Here is an 18525-nt window from a genome sequence, read left to right as displayed (position 1 = left end):
AATGGCAACAAATTATTTCAATACATTATCATTAGCAGGAAAATTAGAACAATTAGCAAAATGTAGATTCATGGACTCATCAGAATTTACTGATGGAGTAAAAGCATTACAAGGAAAGAAAATTGTTGTTATTGGTTGTGGAGCTCAAGGATTAAACCAAGGTTTAAACATGAGAGATTCAGGATTAGACGTTTCTTATGCTTTAAGAGCTGCTGCAATTGAAGAAAAAAGAGCTTCTTTTAAAAATGCATCAGAAAACAATTTTAACGTAGGTACTTTTGAAGAGTTAATTCCTACTGCAGATTTAGTATTAAACCTTACACCAGATAAACAACACACAAAAGTTGTAAACACGGTAATGCCTTTAATGAAAAAAGGAGCTACATTATCTTATTCTCACGGTTTTAATATTGTAGAAGAAGGAATGCAAGTTCGTGAAGACTTAACAGTTATTATGGTTGCACCAAAATGCCCTGGTACAGAGGTAAGAGAAGAATATAAAAGAGGTTTTGGTGTACCAACTTTAATAGCAGTACACCCAGAAAATGACCCAGAAAACAAAGGGTGGTCACAAGCAAAGGCATATGCAGTTGCGACAGGTGGTCATAAAGCAGGAGTATTAGAATCATCATTCGTTGCTGAGGTTAAGTCTGATTTAATGGGAGAGCAAACTATTTTATGTGGTGTGTTGCAAACAGCTTCTATTTTATCCTTTGAAAGAATGGTTGAAGAAGGAATTGAACCTACATATGCATCTAAATTAATCCAATACGGATGGGAAGTTATTACCGAAGCTTTAAAGCATGGAGGAATAACAAATATGATGGATCGTTTATCAAATCCAGCTAAAATTAAAGCATTTGAAATTTCAGAACAATTGAAAACTATTTTAGCGCCACTGTTTACAAAGCATATGGATGATATTATGTCAGGTCATTTTTCAAGAACAATGATGGAGGATTGGGCTAATGATGATGTTAACTTATTATCATGGAGAGCAGCTACAGGAGAAACTTCTTTTGAAAAAACAACAGCTACAGAAATAGAGTTTAACGAACAAGAGTATTTTGATCATGGTACTTTAATGGTTGCTTTTGTAAGATCAGGTGTAGAATTAGCTTATGATAACATGGTAGCATCAGGTATTAAGGCTGAGTCAGCTTATTACGAATCTTTACACGAATTACCATTAATCGCGAATACCGTAGCAAGAAAGAAATTATATGAAATGAATCGTATTATTTCTGATACAGCAGAGTATGGATGTTATTTATTTGATCATGCTGCTAAACCAATGTTAGTTGATTTTATGAAAGACGTTGATACTTCTGTTATAGGTAAATCATTTACATCTTCTAATGAAGTAGATAATTTAGATTTAATTGCTGTAAATAATACAATTCAAGGACATCCAATTGAAGCTATTGGTAAAACATTAAGAGCGTCAATGACTGCCATGAAAACAATAGATCAAGAAGAAGAAAAAGAAGCAGTAGTTTTTCATTAATAATATGCAAGTAAACACCACATATTCACCAACAATAAAGGCAATTAAGGAGGCTGTAGCTACACTAAAAGGTGTAGCTATAGAAACTCCTTTATTTAAAAATTATATTTATTCAGAAAAGTTTAAGGCAAATATTTTCCTTAAAAGAGAAGACTTACAGCAGGTTAGATCTTATAAAATTAGAGGAGCATATAATAAAATTAGTTCGATAACTGAAGAACAACGACGTAATGGAATTGTTTGTGCAAGTGCTGGAAATCATGCGCAAGGAGTCGCTTTTGCTTGTAAGAAGTTAAAAATTCATGGTACTATTGTAATGCCAGCACCTACACCAAAACAAAAAGTAGAACAGGTTAAAATGTTTGGTGGAGATTATGTTGATATTGAATTGTCTGGTGACACTTTTGATGATGCTTATAAGTTTGCAAAACATGTGTGTGATACTTTAGGTAAAACATTTGTACACCCTTTTGATGATGAAAAAATTATAGAAGGGCAGGCAACAGTTGGTTTAGAAATGATAAACCAATCTAAAGAGGCTATAGATTATGTATTTGTTCCTGTAGGAGGAGGAGGATTAGCTTCAGGGCTATCTAGTGTATTTAAATTACTGTCTCCAAACACAAAAATAATAGGAGTAGAGCCAGAAGGAGCTCCATCTATGAAAACATCTATTTCAGCCAATAGAAATGTTAAGTTAGAAAAAATAGATAAGTTTATTGACGGTGCAGCAGTACAACAAGTAGGGAATTTAACTTTTAATATTTGTAAAGAAAATTTGCATGATATGATAACGGTTCCTGAAGGAAAAGTATGTCAAACGATTTTAGATTTATATAATAGAGAAGCTATTGTGGTTGAACCTGCTGGCGCTTTAACAATTACAGCGCTAGATTTTTTTGCAGATGAAATTAAAGGCAAAAATGTTGTTTGTGTTATAAGCGGTAGTAATAACGATATAACAAGAACTGCCGAAATTAAAGAACGCGCATTATTATATGGTAAATTAAAGCACTATTTTATTATTCGTTTTCCGCAAAGAGCAGGAGCATTAAAAGAATTTGTAATTGATGTTTTAGGAGAAAATGACGATATTACATATTTTGAATATTCAAAGAAAACGAGTAAAGAAAATGCACCAGCTGTTGTAGGTATTGAACTTGTTAAAAGTGAAGATTTAGCACCTTTAATAGCTAGAATGAAAGCACTTAATTTTTACGGTGAATACTTAAATGATAAACCAAATTTATTTGAATTTTTAGTTTAAATATTATTTAATTCATTTAAAATAAGATCACATCCTTCGTTAATTTCTTTATCAGAAATGGTTAATGGAGGAGTGATTCTTATAGCACTTCCTTCAAAAAGCAACCAAAATAAAATTAAGCCCTTATCTAAACAATTTAAAATAACTTTTGAAGCAATTTCAGGAGAGCCAACTAATAAAGCTAACATTAATCCACGCCCTCTAATTTCTTTAATGGCAGTGTTATTTTTAAATTTATCCCTAATTAATTTCTCTTTCCTTAGTGTTTCTTCGATGAGGTTTGATTCAGTAATTTCTTTTACAGTAGCCAAACCAGCACTTGCAATAACAGGATGTCCACCAAAAGTTGTAATATGTCCTAATTTTGGATTCTCTTTAAGGCAATTCATAATTTCAAAAGAAGCAATAAAAGCACCAATTGGCATTCCGCCACCTAAACCTTTACCAGTTATAATAATATCAGGAATAACATTGTAATTTTCAAAACCCCAAAATTTTCCGGTGCGCCCAATTCCTGTTTGAATTTCATCTAAAATTAATAAAGCACCAACTTCTTCACAACGTTGCTTTACTTTAGTTAAATAATTATTTTGTGGTTCAATAAAACCAGCACCACCTTGAATCGTTTCTAAAATAACACCTGCTGTTTTTGTAGTTATTTTTGCTAAATCGGCTTCGTTATTAAATTCAATAAATTTAATACCAGGAACCAACGGACGAAATGCGCGATTTTGTTGTTCGGCACCACAAACACTCATTGCGCCTTGGGTATTACCGTGATAACTGTTTTTAGCGGCTATCATTTCATCTCTGCCTGTAAAACGTTTTGCTAGTTTTAGGGCACCTTCAGTAGCTTCTGTTCCTGAATTAACCAAATAAACAGCAGATAAATTTTGAGGTAACGTATTCGCTAAAGCCTTGCAAAGTTCTAATTGAGGTTTTTGAATAAATTCTCCATAAACCATAACATGAGTATAGTAATCTAATTGATTTTTTATAGCGTCGTTAACTTTTGGGTGATTATGACCCAAACTATTTGCGGAAACTCCAGCTACAAAATCCAACATTTTTTTACCGTTCGTATCGTATATATAACTTCCGCTAGCATGAGAAATTTCAATAGCTAAAGGATGAGGAGTTGTTTGCCCTTGATATTTTAAAAAATCGTTTTTCACTAATTCTTGTTATTTTAATTTTTTTGATTTTAAAGAAGGCTTCAGTTTTGCTGATTTTTTCAAATCTTGCCTTTTTACAGTTTCTTTTAAGAACTGATTTTTAGCTTTTTTTACTGCAGAATTATTTTTTTCAGTAGAAGTGATGCTGGTAGTTTTATCTTTAATAAAAATATCTTCAACTGTTTTTGGCTGTTCATCTTCTCGCCAAATAAAACCTTTAAATTTTTTTTCTTCGGATGGGAATTCGGAAGGAGGAAATGTTTTTCCTTCGGATTTTTTAAAGTATTTTGTTTGTATAATCTCGTTGTCTTCTAAAGTAAACTCAATATCACTAGCTATTTCTTTCGTTATTGTTTCTAATAGCTGAGATTCATCATTTCTATTATAATACAACGATTCAGCGTTTCCTTTAACAAGCATGGCTCTCAGATCATTTTCTTGAAATTTACCATAAATATTTCGTCCTTTTATTTGATTATAATCATCATCAGATAAGGAATCTTTCTGAATCATAAATGCATTTTGTAATACTCTTAATGAATCGAGTTTGTTTGTTTTTTTATCAGTAATAAATTGAATACTATCACCAGTAATTTGACTTTTACCAGACCATAAAACAGGATTGTTAAACATTCTTGTAAGTCCTGTGGTTTGACTTGTGTGAATAGAATCGCATTTTCCTTGTAAATCAGATTTAAAAATTTTTACATTCTTAAAAATTCTAACAATTCTTTTTTCAGGCTTACCGGTTAGTAAAATTTTATCTCCAGCAACGTACATTGAATCTTTATCTAATACAGAAATAGCGACAGCTCTGTTGATGATAAAAAGCGAATCTTTCTTTTCATATAATTCAGCATAATTACCTTTGGTAACCATTTTCTGAAGTGTATCAATTACCTTTATTCTGTTCGTAGCAGAAGCAAAACCTTTGCGTTTATCATAATATAAACTATCGGCTAATATTGTGCGTTCTTTTAAAAAGAGCTTGGCGTTTTTTACGAAATAAGAAATATCAGTATTGGTATCATAAAAACCTCTTTCAGAATAAATTTTAGTACTATCTTTTAAATTAGTAACTGTACTTGGTCCGTATAAATATGCTAAATTAGAATTTGTATAATAATCTAAATGATCAGACTCTAAGTTGTTTTCAGGATTAACTACAGTAACTTTAGATTTTGCTGTAAATTTTTTATCCTTTAAAAAATAAGTTCCTTTAATACTTTTAAGCGTGTTTTTTTTATCGCGAATTGTACCTCCGTTAGGATAATATAATAGTTGATTTACTCTATCGAAATGAAGTGTATCTGTGGTGAGTTTCATTTCTTTATCATTAATTTCGACATTTCCCCAAGATTTTGCTTTTTTAGTATCTCCATTATAAATGGCAAAATCACTGTATTGAATAATACTATCACCTTGTTCGATAACAACTTCACCCAAGGCTTTAAAAATATTTTCTTTTTTAAAAAGAAACGCTCTCTTACATTCTAAAGTAGCTCCTTCATGTTTCATCTTTACTTTACCTATGAGTATAGTGGCCCCAGGATATTTTTCTTCATCTGCAGTACTTATCTCTGTTGAGAGTATCTTTATTTTTTTTGCTTGAGAATAATTAGAAACAGCAAGTAATAAAAAAAGTATAAGAAATAAATTTTTCAAAGTAATAATATTTTAGACAACAAAAATAATGAAAAGAACCTGCCATATTTCTTAATAAATCAATAAAATTATAAGAAGAATACGTAAGTGTCGTTTTTATAATGATTAATTTTGCATAAATATTTAAAAAGAATTTTATGAGCGCCCATTTTGATTTATCTCTAGAAGAAATGAAGTCTTATGGCTATAAAATAGTAGACTTGATTGCTGAGCATTGGGATACACTAGAAGAAAAAAAACCAGTTACTTCTGCTTCACGTAAAGAAATGGATAATTTATTTTTGCAAGAAGCACCTGATAAAGGTATGAATGCAAATGAAGTTTTAGATTTTGTGATGCAAAACGTAATACCTAACAGTACTGTTATCTCACATCCAAAAGCATATTCATTCGTGCCAGGACCTAGTAATTTTATTAGTACAATGGCGGATAGTTTGGCTACTGGGTTTAATATTTTTTCTGGAGGTTGGGTTGTATCTCCGGCAGCGGCAGAATTAGAAATAGTAACAATGAACTGGTTACTAAAAATGTTTAATTTTCCTGTTGAAAAAGGAGGAGGTATTTTTACAAGTGGTGGTTCTATGGCTAATTTAACGGCTTTAGTTACTGCACGTAGAATTAAATGTGGTGATGATTTTTCGAAAGCTGTAATTTATTTATCAGATCAAGCACACTCGTCTAATATTAAAGCGATTCGTGTTTTAGGATTTAAGAAAGAGCAGATTCGTGTTTTACCAACTGATATTGAGTTTAGAATAAGTATTAATAAATTAAAAAATGCGATAGCTAAGGATAGAATGGAAGGTTTACAGCCTTTTTGTTTTTTAGCCTCTGCAGGAACAACAAATACAGGAACTGTAGATCCGTTAAATGAACTTGCAGATATTTGTGAAGAAGAAAACTTATGGTTTCATATTGATGGAGCTTATGGCGGAGCAGCAATTTTAGCAAAAAAAGGCGAGAAAGCTTTACGAGGAATCGAAAGAGCAGATTCTTTAACCGTAGATCCTCATAAATGGTTTTATCAACCTTATGAAATAGGTTGTTTATTGGTTAAAGATTCATCTTGGTTGAGTAGTACTTTTAGTGAAACACCAGAATATTTACGTGATATTGAAGGAAATGAATCTGAAATAAATTTTTACGATTACGGAATTCAATTAACACGTAGGTTTAGAGCTTTAAAGTTTTATATGTCTATTAAAACGTATGGTTTAGATACTTTTAAGAAAGCGGTAGCTTATAATATTAAGTTAGCAGAAGATGTAGAAAAACAATTAAGAAAAAGTAGAACATGGGAAATTATATCTCCTGCAACTTTGGCAATTATTAATTTCAGATACAATCCTATTGGATTAAATTTATCAGAAAAAGAAATTGATAGCTTGAATCAAGAGATTTCTAAAAGAGTAATGGAGTCTAAAGAAGCACTTTTAGTTACGACTATTTTAAACAAACAAGTAGTATTACGTATGTGTTTGATAAACCCGAAAACAACAATTGATGATGTAAATGAAACATTAGCTTTGTGTCATAAATTCGGAGAAGAGATTTTAAAGATATAAATAAAAAGGGAGTTCTTAAAGAGCTCCCTTTTTTATTTTGAATTTTCTTGAAACAATTGTTTCATGTATTCTTTTGATTTTCCTTTGGCAATAGAAGCTGTTTGCCACTTATCATTTAAAATCATTTTACCCACATAAGTTATCTGACCAATATGATATGGATAATGAGCAATTTGCCTAGTAATACTTTCTATAAGTTTATGTTTTTTGTTTCTGATATAAATAGGTTTCTCGAAATTAGTCTCGTTTAATGAATTTAAAGCAGCAAAAAGACAATTCCATCCATTTTCCCATGTAGCTATTAATTCTTTTTTAGATAAGTTATGAGGTTCAAATTCTTTATCTCTATCTCTAGATTCTTTTTCACCATCCGAAGTAAAAAAATCCGTCCAACGCGATAACATATTTTCAGAAACATGTATTATGATTGAAGCGATGCTATTACTTTCTTCATTGTATTTAAAATGCAATTCTTTTTCTTGTAACTGATCTATAGTTTTATCGGCTACCTCTTTATAAGATTTAAATTGCTTGGTTATGTTGTGTAAATATTCCTCTATCATAAAGCACAAAAAAAGGAGCTCATAAAGAGCTCCTTTTAAATTTATCTATTAATTGTTTGTTTTCTGTCGGGCCCTACAGATACTACTGTTACCGGAACTCCAGTTTCTTTTTCAATAAAAGCAACATAGTCCAATAAGTTTTTAGGTAGCTGATCTGCAGCTGTCATTTTAGTTAAATCATCTTCCCATCCTTTAAATTCAGTATAATTTACTGAAATATTTTCAGGTTCGATATTATAAGGTAAGTGCGTAATTTCTTCACCCTTATAATTATATGATGTACATATTTTTAAGGTGTCGAATCCAGAAAGAACATCTCCTTTCATCATCATTAATTGTGTAACACCGTTTACATCAACAGCATATTTTAAAGCAACTAAATCTAACCAACCACATCTTCTAGCGCGACCTGTAGTTGCACCAAATTCGTGACCAATTCTTGCCATTTCCTCACCATCTTTGTCAAATAATTCGGTAGGAAAAGGACCAGAACCAACACGAGTAGTATAGGCTTTAAAAATACCAAATACATCACCAATTCTGTTAGGAGCAATTCCTAAACCAGTACAAGCACCAGCGGCTGTTGTGTTTGAAGAAGTTACAAATGGATACGTTCCGAAATCGATATCTAATAATGATCCTTGTGCTCCTTCAGCTAAAATAGTTTTTCCTTCTTTTATTGCTGAGTTTAAATATTCTTCAGAATCTATAAACTGTAAAGTTCTTAACTTTTCGATACCTAAATCGAATTCAGCTTCTAATTCATCTAAATCATACTCTACTTGAACATTAAAATAATCAAGCATGCTTAAATGCTTTTTTGTTAATGCTCTATATTTATCTTTCCAATTGTCTAATTCTAAATCTCCAACACGCATTCCGTTTCTACCGGTTTTGTCCATGTAAGTTGGGCCAATTCCTTTTAAAGTAGATCCGATTTTTGCTTTTCCTTTTGAAGTTTCAGAAGCGGCGTCTAATAAACGGTGAGTTGGTAAAATTAAATGTGCTTTTCTAGAAATTAATAATTTAGAAGTATAATCAATTTTATAAACGTCTAAATTTTCTAATTCTTTTTTAAAGATAACAGGATCAATTACCACCCCGTTACCAACTACATTTAAAGCGGTTTTATGAAAAATTCCAGAAGGAATTGTGTGTAAAACATGTTTGTTACCATCAAAAATTAAGGTGTGACCAGCATTTGGTCCTCCTTGAAATCGTGCAATAATATCGTAATTACCAGTTAATACATCTACGATTTTACCTTTTCCCTCGTCTCCCCATTGTAATCCGAGTAATAAATCTACTGCCATTTAGTGTGTTATTAAGTGTGTTTGTTGTTGTTATTTTGTGTTTCGTTTTGTTCCGTAAAAATAAAGAGAGTGGTTGTGAATATCAATATCAAAAACATCTTCAATCGTTTTTTTGATAATTTGAATTCTTGGGTCGCAAAATTCTTTTACTTCGCCAGAATCTGTCATAATTAAATGGTCATGGTTCTTGTCGAAATAACTCTTTTCGTAACGTGCCATTGATTGCCCGTCAAATTGATGTTTACGAACCAATCCACAGTCTAAAAGTAAATCAATCGTATTATAAAGTGTTGCTCTACTTACACGATAGTTTTTATTTTTCATTTTAATATATAAAGATTCTATATCAAAATGTTCTTCAGCAACATATATTTCTTGTAAAATAGCATAACGCTCTGGCGTTTTACGATGCTTGTTTTCTTCTAAAAAAGTAGTGAAAACTTTTTTTACAATTTCTTGATTTTCGGCTGAATTACTCATTATTATTTAAAAATTTACGGACGGACAAATTTACAGTTATTTATTGATAAAAAAACAAGGATATTAAAATGATATTTACATTGTATTAACACGCTCTACTTTTTGTACTCCTTCTAGTTTTTTCATGCTATCGATTAGCTTATTTAACTGCGCTCTGTTTTTAACACTTAAAGAGAGTTTACCTTCAAATACACCATGGTCTCCAGAGATATTAATGCTATGAATAAAAACATCCATACTGTTAGAAATAAGACGTGTAATGTTGTTTACAATACCTTTATTATCTATTCCTGATAAAAGTATAACTGCCGTAAATTCTTGCTTGGTAGAGTCGATCCATTTTGCAGGCATAATTCGGTACGCATAATTCGACTGTAAAGAAATGGCATTAGGACAGTTGTTTTTGTGCACTTTTATACCTTCATTAATAGTTACAAAACCAAAAACGGTATCGCCAGGAATAGGAGAGCAGCATTTTGCTAAGGTATAATCTAACGTTTGTTCGTCTTTACCAAAAACTAAAGCATCGTACTTATGTGTAACTTCTTCTTTTTCAGAAATTCCTTTTGATGGGTTTCTGCGGAAGGTATTTTTAATAAAGCCCATAATAAGGCCGCTTCTTTGCGAAACAAATTCTTTTAATTGGGTATTGTCAATAGCGCCGTTACCGATTCTAAAAAACAAATCGAAACTTGTTTTTAAACCAAAATAACTAGCAAGTTCGTTAATTATTTTTTCTCCAGAGCCTATTTTTAAATGACGTAATTTTCTTAATAAAATCGCTTTACCTTCTTCTGCAATTATTTTTTCTTCTGCATTTAATGCCGATTTAATTTTTGTGCGAGCTCTAGCAGTTATAACAAAATCTAACCAACGTACATTAGGTTTGTTATTACTAGCAGTAAGCACTTCTACTTGATCGCCACTATTTAGAGCGTAACTTAAAGGAACTAATTTACCATTTACTTTTGCACCACGGCATTTTAAGCCAACATCGGTATGAACAGAGAAAGCAAAATCTAACGCAGAAGCTCCTTTTGGAAGCGACTTTAAATCACCTTTTGGAGTAAAAACATATATTTCTTTGGCATATAAATTAAGTTTAAAATCTTCTACAAAATCAACAGCATCTGCACTATGGTTTTCTAAAGTTTCTTTTAACTTGTTCAACCAACCATCAAGTCCGTTTTCTTGTATTTCACCTTGTTTGTATTTAAAATGAGCAGCATATCCTTTTTCTGCTATTTCATCCATTCTTTCAGAACGAACTTGCACTTCTACCCATCTTGCTTGTGGCCCAATAACGGTGATATGTAATGCTTCATAACCGGTAGATTTAGGTTGAGAAATCCAATCACGTAAACGAGCAGGATTAGGCTTAAAAAAATCGGTTACGATAGAGTATATCTTCCAAGCATCAAATTTTTCATCATCAGAAGTTGGTTCGTAAATAATACGAATAGCAAATTTATCATATACTTCATCAAAACTTACGTTTTGTTTTCGCATTTTTCGTCTAATAGAAAAAATGGATTTAAAACGTCCTTTAATTTCATATTTAAAACCCTCCTTATCTAAAGCTTCGTTAAGTATACCTGTAAAAGTGTCAATATATTTTTGCTGTTCCTCTTTACTATCTTTAATTTTAATTAAAATATCTTTATAAACTTCAGGTTCTGTATATTTTAAACCTAAATCTTCAAGTTCTGTTTTAATATTATACAAGCCTAAGCGGTGTGCTAAAGGTGCATATATATATAAGGTTTCAGAAGCTATTTTTACTTGTTTATGAGGCGGCATTGCATCCATTGTTTGCATATTGTGCAAACGGTCGGCAATCTTTATTAAAATAACTCGTACATCATCATGTAAGGTTAAAAGCATTTTTCTAAAATTCTCTGCTTGTATCGAGTAATCTTGTTCTTTTTTTAAGCTAGATATTTTAGTAAGTCCACTAACTATACGCGCTATGTTTTCGCCAAATAAGCGCTCCATATCATCAATTGTATAGTGTGTGTCTTCAACAACATCGTGAAGTAGGGCAGCAGCAATAGAAGTAGCTCCTAAGCCAATTTCATAAGCAACAATTTTAGCAACTGCTATTGGATGAAAAATATAAGGCTCACCAGTTTTTCTACGCTGTTCTGAATGTGCTTCTACAGCAATTTCAAAAGCTTTACGTATTAGTTTTTTATCCTCTTCGGATAATGTTTGGTAAGTTCCTTTTAATAAATCTTTATATCTGTGGGCTATTTCTTTATTTTCTTCTTCTATCGTTGCATTATAACTCATACGCTTAAAGCTCTTTTGTTAGATATGTTTCAAAATAAAAATAGTGTAAAGTATTTTACTGAGCAAGTTTTCATCAGAAATGTTTATCATTAATTATTATATAATATTAAAGATGCTATTTTATTTTTTTAAAACTTTATTGTCGCACTTTGTGTAAAGTGTATAAAAACAATAAAAAAGCGCTAAAACTATAAAAATCAAGTGTTTTCCCTCTAACAAGTACAGGTTTAAAAAGGTATATTTGTAATATAATTCAGAGGTAATAAGACTTTAAAATATATAAGTCCCCCTGAAGTATCATTCAATATGATATTTGAATCTCCGACTTTTTTATAAAGTCGGAGATTTTTTTTGTTTTCAGGCAACCTTTTTTGCAATCTTCTAGTCTTTATATTTGTAGACAAGTAAATAAACTATTTGAGTTGAAAATTATCCAGTTACATAAAAAAGAAGCTGTATTAATAAAAAAAGCAAGCGAGCAAAATAGAGAAGCGCAGCAGTTGTTGTTTGAACAGTATTCTCCTAAAATGTTAGGTGTTTGCAGGCAATATGTAAAAGATATACATCATGCGGAAGATTTAATGCTATCAGGATTTTTAAAAGTATTTACAAAACTACATACGTTTAAGAGTGAAGGAAGTTTTGAAGGTTGGATTCGTAAAATTATAGTAAACACTTGTCTTACGTATTTGAGTAAAAAAAATCCAATTCAATTAACAGATGAAGAATTTGTTTTTAATGATGCGGCTACCGAAAATTTAGAGAATACTTCGGTAGATGATATTCAAAAATTAATAGACAAATTACCAGAAGGATATAAACTAGTCTTCAACTTATATGCTATCGAAGGCTACAAACATTCTGAAATATCAAAAAAAATAAATATTTCTGAAGGAACCTCTAAATCGCAATTATTTAAAGCGAGAAAATGGTTGCAAGAAAATTATATAAAAACAAATCAGATTAAAAATGCAGAGAAATAATATAGATACACATTTTGCTGATAAGTTAAAGGATCGAGAAATAAATCCATCCATATCAGCATGGGAACGTTTGAGTATTCAGTTAGATAAAGAGCAACAAAAGAAAAAAAGAAAACGATTTCTTTATTTAAGCTACGCTGCTAGTGTTGCCGTGTTAATTAGTATTGGTTTTTTTTATGAAAGCAATAATAATATTGTGAATATCGAAAATACAATAGTTAACGCTTCTTTAGATACGCTAAAAATAAAGGATATTAAATTACATGAAATGTCGCCAATTGAAGAAGCTATTGTTAATCAAGATAAAACAGTTATAGATAACAAAATTCCATCAAAAAGAATTAAAAAACCTGTAATTAAAAAACACAAAATAATTACAGAAAATGTAATGGCAACTGCAATAAAGAATCCTATAGAGGAGGGGAAAACAACAATAATGAAAGATGAAACTAAAACTATACAAGTTGTAAATGTTCAAAAAAATAAAGCTGTAAGACCAAGAATAAAGGTTAATAGTGATGATTTATTGTTTGCTGTAACGCACTCACAGCAAGAAGTAAAAGAATATTACGCTACCTATAAAATAAAAAGAAAAGATATGTTGGATACGATTCAAAAAGAATTGATAAGATCTAACTTAAAAATAAATCCGGAAACAATTTTAGCAGAAGTAGAGTACGACATTGAAGAAGCTGATTTTAAGCAAAACTTTATGCAGAAATTCAAATCAAAAATGTCAGATGTAATTGTTGCAATTGCAGATAGAAATAAATAAGCGCTTACCAATTATCGATAATTAAGATCATCCAATTTTACCGTTTAATTTAAAACTTAAAACCATGAAAAGAATACTACTTTTAGTGTTGTTAGTAACAACTATTGCCCAATCTCAAGTAAAAACATTTGAAAATGAAGTGCAAAAAATATCTAGAAAAATAGATAAAATAACAAAAGAGCAAAAAGACTCGTTAAAGGTTAAAATAAAAGAAATTAATTTTAAATTAACAGAAAATGAGCTTACAAATGCTGAAGCTATTTCTTTAAAAAAGGAAGCTGCAGTATATCATGCTTCTCAAATTGAAAAACGTGTAAGTTTTCAAGAACAAATGTTGCAACAATTAGTACAAGATAAAACTGAAGGGAAAGTTGTAAGTAATGATGATGTTGATGAAAAAAATATCTTTAAAATAGGAGGGACTACTTTTAAATTAAGTTTGTCAGGAAAAGACGAAAAGAAGAAAAAGTACAGAGAAAGTAAGCGAACAACAACTCAGTTTGTTTATGCAATGGGTGTAAATAATGTTTTAGCAAATAACGAATTTAACTCATTAAATAATTCGGATTATAAGTTTTGGCAATCGCATTTTTATGAAGTTGGTTTTACGTGGAAAACGCGTCTTTCACAACAACCATCAAAAACATACTTTAAGTACGGAGTTTCTTTTTTATGGAATAATTTAAGAGCTGAAAATAATATGTATCACACCGTAAATGGAAACGAAACAGTTTTAATTGAGCATCCAAATAAGTTAAGCGAAAGTAGGTTGCGTCATGTACAAATGACTTTTCCGATGCACTTAGAGTTTGATTTCTCAAAAAATAAAAAATATGCTGATAATAAAGTTGTTGATAGAACTCATAAAGCTATTCGTTTCGGACTAGGAGGTTTTTTTGGTTTTAAATTAGGAACCCGTCAATATTTAGAATACAAAAATGCAGAAGGAGTAAATGTAGAAGAACTTCAAAAAGCTAGCTTTAATACAAATACCATTAATTACGGATTAAGTGCTTATCTTGCTTATAAGAGTTGCGGATTATACGCAAAATATGATTTGAATTCGTTGTTTAAAAATACGGAAACAAGAAATATTTCATTAGGATTAAGATTTGATATTAATTAACAAAAAAGGAGAAGTTTTAAACTTCTCCTTTTTTGTTTTCTTCCCATTCTTGGCGTAAATCACCAGAAAGTTTCCCTGATCCGTCGTGTTTCCATCCAGGAGGTTTTAAAAAATATAAAATTCTTTTAGTTAAAGAAGTGTTACTTGTAAAAACATCTTTTAATAGGTTATACCATTCTATATATGCTATTTTAATAGGATTATGAGTATTTATATTTGCGACCAATCCGTATATAGGTTTTTCAATTTCAGGCTCAAAAGTACCGAAGAGTTTATCCCAAATAATAAAAATTCCAGCATGATTTCTGTCTAAATACTGCGGATTCGTAGCGTGATGTACTCTGTGATGACTTGGCGTATTAAAAACAGCCTCAAACCATTTAGGTAATTTTTTAATAAGTTCGGTATGAATCCAATATTGATATAATAGGCTAATACTCATTTGCGTTAAAATCATTAACGGATGAAAACCAATAAGAGCTAATGGTGCCCAAAAAATAAACGTATAAAAGCTACCAGACCAAGTTTGTCGTAAAGCAGTACTTAAATTATATTTGGTAGAAGAGTGATGCACAACATGACTTGCCCAAAATAATCTGCTTTCATGAGCAATCCTATGATTCCAATAATACACAAAATCTTCAGCAAATAATAATATAATCCACGACCACCATATAAAAGGTATTGTAAACACTCTGTAATTGTATAATAAAGTAAAAACAGCAAATACAACACCTTTGGTAATTAAACCAATAGCTACATTGCCTAAACCCATTGTTATAGAAGTAGCGGCATCTTTAAATTCGTAACCTACTAACTTAACCTTAATTGTTATTATTACTTCAATAATAATGGTAATAATAAAGAAAGGTATGGCATAATGAATTAAGTTAGGAATTTCAGGGATTTGCATAAAATTAGTTTAATTACAATAATACATAAAAAACATAAATTATTTTTAGTAGCAATAGATTGTTTACCTGATGAAAAACAGTATATTTGCAAACTTAAAATAAATTTTAAACAATTTAATTATGAATCATTACGAAACTGTTTTCATTTTGAATCCCGTTTTATCTGAAACTCAGATAAAGGAGACAGTAAAGAAGTTTGAGGACTACTTACTATCTAAAGGTGCAGAAATGATTTCTAAAGAAGATTGGGGCTTAAAAAAATTAGCTTACCCAATTGAAAAGAAAAAAAGTGGATTTTACCACTTATTAGACTACAAAGTAGCTGGAGATGCTATTACAGCTTTTGAATTAGAGTTCAGAAGAGACGATAGTGTTATGCGTTATTTAACTGTAAGGTTAGACAAGCATGCTGAAGCGTGGGCTGAAAAAAGAAGAGAACGTGTTAAATCTGCAAAAAAGTAAGAAATGGCGTCAACTACAATAGAACAACAATCAAAAGGAAACAAGCAAGGTGAAGTACGTTACTTAACGCCTCTTGATATCGAAACAAAAAAAGAAGCTAAGTACTGTCGTTTTAAAAAGAATGGTATTAAGTACATCGATTATAAAGATGCAGACTTCTTAATGTATTTAGTAAACGCACAAGGTAAAATTTTACCAAGACGTTTAACAGGAACATCATTAAAATATCAACGTAAAGTTGCACAGGCTATTAAAAGAGCTCGTCATTTAGCTTTAATGCCATACGTTGGTGATTTATTAAAATAATAAAGAAGTAGAGACATGGAATTGATACTAAGACAAGACGTAGAAAATTTAGGTTTTAAAGACGATGTTGTAACTGTAAAGAATGGTTATGGTCGTAACAGCCTAATTCCTAAAGGATATGCAATATTAGCTACTTCTTCAGCTAAAAAAGTATTAGCAGAAAACTTAAAGCAACGTGCTTTTAAAGAAGCTAAATTAGTAGAAGATGCTAGTAAAATAGCTGAAACTGTTAAAGGATACGAATTAAAAATTACTTCTAAAGTAGGTTCTGGTGATAAGTTATTTGGTTCAGTAAACAACATTGATGTTGCTGAAGCTTTAGCTAAAGCTGGTACTGTAATTGATAAGAAATTTATCAAAGTTACTGGAGGTAGTGTAAAAAGATTAGGTAAATATAACGCTGCTGTACGTTTACACAGAGCTGTTGTTGCTGATATCGTATTTGAAGTTGTTGCTGAATAGTAATACTTTAAAACTATTATAATAAAAAGCCTACTCATTTTGAGTAGGCTTTTTTATGGTTTAAACTTTATTATATAAAGAGTTCAATAAATTTGTTTCATGAAAAGGAGGTTTATCCTTACTGATTATTAAAAATAAGTCTCATATTTGTAATGTAATTAAAGTTAGGGGACTTTATTACGCTACTTAAAATATAATCTTTTGAGGGGTTGATTATATTTTAAATGAACTCTGATCTATTAAGATCAGAGTTTTTTTATAGTTTAATTTCTTCTTGGTTTCTAAGAATGTCATCCATGTTTTCTCTTTTTCTGATAACATAATCTTTACCTTTATACATCATAACTTCAGCAGGCTTAAATCTTGAATTGTAATTAGAAGCCATTGAATAACAATAGGCACCAGCATTGTGAAAACATAAAATATCTTCTTCGGATATTTCACTAATTCGCCTGTTAGAACCAAAAGTATCAGTTTCGCATATGTAACCTACAATACTGTAAAAACGTTCTCTTCCCTTCGGATTAGATAGGTTTTCAATATGATGATATGAGTTGTAAAGCATCGGACGAATTAAATGATTCATTCCACTGTCAATACCTGCAAATACTGTAGAAGTTGTTTGTTTTATAACATTAACTTTTGCTAAAAAATAACCAGATTCACTCACTAAATATTTACCAGGTTCAAACATTAGCGTGATGTTTTTACCATATTCTTTACAAAATTCATTGAATCTAAGTGATAATTTTTCTCCTAACTCAGTAATATCGGTAGAAATATCATCTTTTTTATAGGGAACTTTAAATCCGCTACCAAAATCAATAAAATCAATATTTTTGAATTGCTTTGCTACATCAAATAAAATTTCAGTTGCTCTTAAAAAAGTATCAATATCTAAAATGTCAGATCCTGTGTGCATGTGAATACCGTTAATGCGCATTCCGGTATTTTCAACAACTCTTTTTATATGAGGAACTTGGTGAATTGATATTCCGAATTTAGAATCTATATGTCCAACAGAAATATTACTATTTCCACCTGCCATAATATGTGGATTTATGCGAATACAAACAGGCACCTTAGGATGTTTTTGTCCAAATAGCTCTAGTATAGATAAATTATCAATATTAATTTGAACGCCTAATTTAGCAACTTCTTCAATTTCTTGTAAAGAAACCCCGTTTGGTGTATAAATTATGTCTTTAGGTTTAAAACCAGCATGTAACCCAAGTTTAACTTCCTGAATAGAGACGGTGTCTAATCCGCTTTTTAATGTGTTAAAAACTTTTAAGATATTAATGTTAGACAATGCTTTTACAGCATAGTTTATTTTTAGACTTTTAACTTTAGAAAAAGCACTGGTTATGGTTTTGTATTGATGTATTATTCTTTCGGTATCATACACATAAAGTGGTGCTCCGTGCTTGTTTGCTAAATTTATTAATTCCTCTCTATTCATTTTATTTGTTATTATGAGCGTCAAATGTAGATAAGCAATCTTTTTTAGCAAATTATTTATAAGAAATATACAAATCTGTTTTTTTTGTAGAAAAAAGGGTTTTATCAGGGGCTTAAAAGGTGGTTTTCCTAAATAAAAGTACTAATAAAAATCACATATTTGTAGTGAAATAAAAATAAGGGGATTTATTTCAAATTGAATGATATTT

The 18525-nt window shown here is 30.5% G+C and carries 17 protein-coding genes; 9 read left to right on the top strand and 8 right to left on the bottom strand.

From position 1 onward, the window contains the following. Position 1: 1 nt before the first annotated feature. Both ilvC and ilvA read left to right on the top strand, forming a co-directional pair. Positions 2-1507, top strand: coding sequence for a ketol-acid reductoisomerase (gene ilvC, locus AC28QF_RS02440; RefSeq protein WP_488199943.1), 1506 nt, complete (start codon positions 2-4; stop codon positions 1505-1507). A gap of 4 nt (positions 1508-1511) precedes the next feature. Further along, the gene (gene ilvA, locus AC28QF_RS02435; protein WP_488199944.1) at positions 1512-2774 is read left to right on the top strand and encodes a threonine ammonia-lyase IlvA; all 1263 of its coding nucleotides are present in this window, start codon (positions 1512-1514) and stop codon (positions 2772-2774) included. Here the strand turns inward: ilvA and AC28QF_RS02430 are convergent. Beyond that, the gene (locus AC28QF_RS02430) at positions 2771-3949 is read right to left on the bottom strand and encodes an aspartate aminotransferase family protein (RefSeq protein ID WP_488199945.1); all 1179 of its coding nucleotides are present in this window, start codon (positions 3947-3949) and stop codon (positions 2771-2773) included. The two genes, ilvA and AC28QF_RS02430, sit on opposite strands and share 4 nt — an antisense overlap. A gap of 9 nt (positions 3950-3958) precedes the next feature. Beyond that, positions 3959-5614 carry an OstA-like protein gene (locus tag AC28QF_RS02425; RefSeq protein WP_488199946.1) on the bottom strand — a complete coding sequence of 552 codons (1656 nt, stop codon included), beginning with the start codon at positions 5612-5614 and terminating at the stop codon, positions 3959-3961. 137 nt (positions 5615-5751) lie between these two features. On the opposite strand from AC28QF_RS02425, the gene AC28QF_RS02420 reads away from it, so the two are divergent. Beyond that, positions 5752-7179 carry a pyridoxal phosphate-dependent decarboxylase family protein gene (locus tag AC28QF_RS02420; protein WP_488199947.1) on the top strand — a complete coding sequence of 476 codons (1428 nt, stop codon included), beginning with the start codon at positions 5752-5754 and terminating at the stop codon, positions 7177-7179. Positions 7180-7211: 32 nt separating this feature from the next. On the opposite strand, the gene AC28QF_RS02415 is transcribed toward AC28QF_RS02420, so the two are convergent. The 4 genes from AC28QF_RS02415 to AC28QF_RS02400 form a co-directional block, all read right to left on the bottom strand. After that, positions 7212-7742: a DUF1572 family protein gene (locus tag AC28QF_RS02415; protein ID WP_488199948.1), complete on the bottom strand. Its 531-nt coding sequence runs from the start codon at positions 7740-7742 to the stop codon at positions 7212-7214. A gap of 41 nt (positions 7743-7783) precedes the next feature. Further along, positions 7784-9055 (bottom strand): adenylosuccinate synthase, encoded by a 1272-nt coding sequence (locus AC28QF_RS02410; RefSeq protein ID WP_488199949.1) that lies wholly within the window; start codon positions 9053-9055, stop codon positions 7784-7786. Positions 9056-9085: 30 nt separating this feature from the next. Continuing rightward, positions 9086-9535: a Fur family transcriptional regulator gene (locus tag AC28QF_RS02405; protein WP_488199950.1), complete on the bottom strand. Its 450-nt coding sequence runs from the start codon at positions 9533-9535 to the stop codon at positions 9086-9088. Positions 9536-9610: 75 nt separating this feature from the next. Beyond that, positions 9611-11827: a RelA/SpoT family protein gene (locus AC28QF_RS02400; protein ID WP_488199951.1), complete on the bottom strand. Its 2217-nt coding sequence runs from the start codon at positions 11825-11827 to the stop codon at positions 9611-9613. A 422-nt stretch (positions 11828-12249) separates the two neighbouring features. Between AC28QF_RS02400 and AC28QF_RS02395 the strand changes: the two genes are divergently transcribed. From AC28QF_RS02395 to AC28QF_RS02385, 3 genes are all read left to right on the top strand, one after another. Further along, positions 12250-12810, top strand: a complete 561-nt coding sequence (locus AC28QF_RS02395; protein ID WP_488199952.1) for an RNA polymerase sigma factor — start codon at positions 12250-12252, stop codon at positions 12808-12810. Beyond that, on the top strand, positions 12797-13585 hold the full coding sequence (locus AC28QF_RS02390; RefSeq protein WP_488199953.1) for a hypothetical protein: 789 nt from the start codon (positions 12797-12799) through the stop codon (positions 13583-13585). The genes AC28QF_RS02395 and AC28QF_RS02390 overlap by 14 nt, the downstream gene beginning before the upstream one ends. Before the next feature lie 64 nt (positions 13586-13649). Continuing rightward, entirely contained in the window at positions 13650-14711 is a 1062-nt protein-coding gene (locus AC28QF_RS02385) for a hypothetical protein (RefSeq protein WP_488199954.1), read from the top strand. Positions 14712-14727: 16 nt separating this feature from the next. Here AC28QF_RS02385 and AC28QF_RS02380 read toward each other — a convergent pair whose 3' ends face one another. After that, positions 14728-15624: a sterol desaturase family protein gene (locus tag AC28QF_RS02380; protein WP_488199955.1), complete on the bottom strand. Its 897-nt coding sequence runs from the start codon at positions 15622-15624 to the stop codon at positions 14728-14730. Between the two features lie 121 nt (positions 15625-15745). On the opposite strand from AC28QF_RS02380, the gene rpsF reads away from it, so the two are divergent. The 3 genes from rpsF to rplI are packed head-to-tail and all read left to right on the top strand — an operon-like array spanning position 15746 to position 16855. After that, entirely contained in the window at positions 15746-16087 is a 342-nt protein-coding gene (rpsF, locus tag AC28QF_RS02375) for a 30S ribosomal protein S6 (protein ID WP_101044420.1), read from the top strand. 3 nt (positions 16088-16090) lie between these two features. Further along, positions 16091-16393, top strand: a complete 303-nt coding sequence (gene rpsR / locus AC28QF_RS02370; protein WP_483706440.1) for a 30S ribosomal protein S18 — start codon at positions 16091-16093, stop codon at positions 16391-16393. Between the two features lie 15 nt (positions 16394-16408). Further along, a complete protein-coding gene (rplI, locus tag AC28QF_RS02365; protein ID WP_488199956.1) occupies positions 16409-16855 on the top strand; it encodes a 50S ribosomal protein L9 in 447 nt (148 codons plus the stop codon). A 256-nt stretch (positions 16856-17111) separates the two neighbouring features. Here rplI and lysA read toward each other — a convergent pair whose 3' ends face one another. Then, positions 17112-18317, bottom strand: coding sequence for a diaminopimelate decarboxylase (gene lysA / locus AC28QF_RS02360; RefSeq protein ID WP_488199957.1), 1206 nt, complete (start codon positions 18315-18317; stop codon positions 17112-17114). Between the last annotated feature and the right edge of the window lie 208 nt (positions 18318-18525).

It is taken from the genome of Tenacibaculum sp. M1.3A (assembly GCF_057732375.1).
Note: the sequence above shows the minus strand (reverse complement) of the source record. Positions and strands in the feature narration are given on the sequence as shown.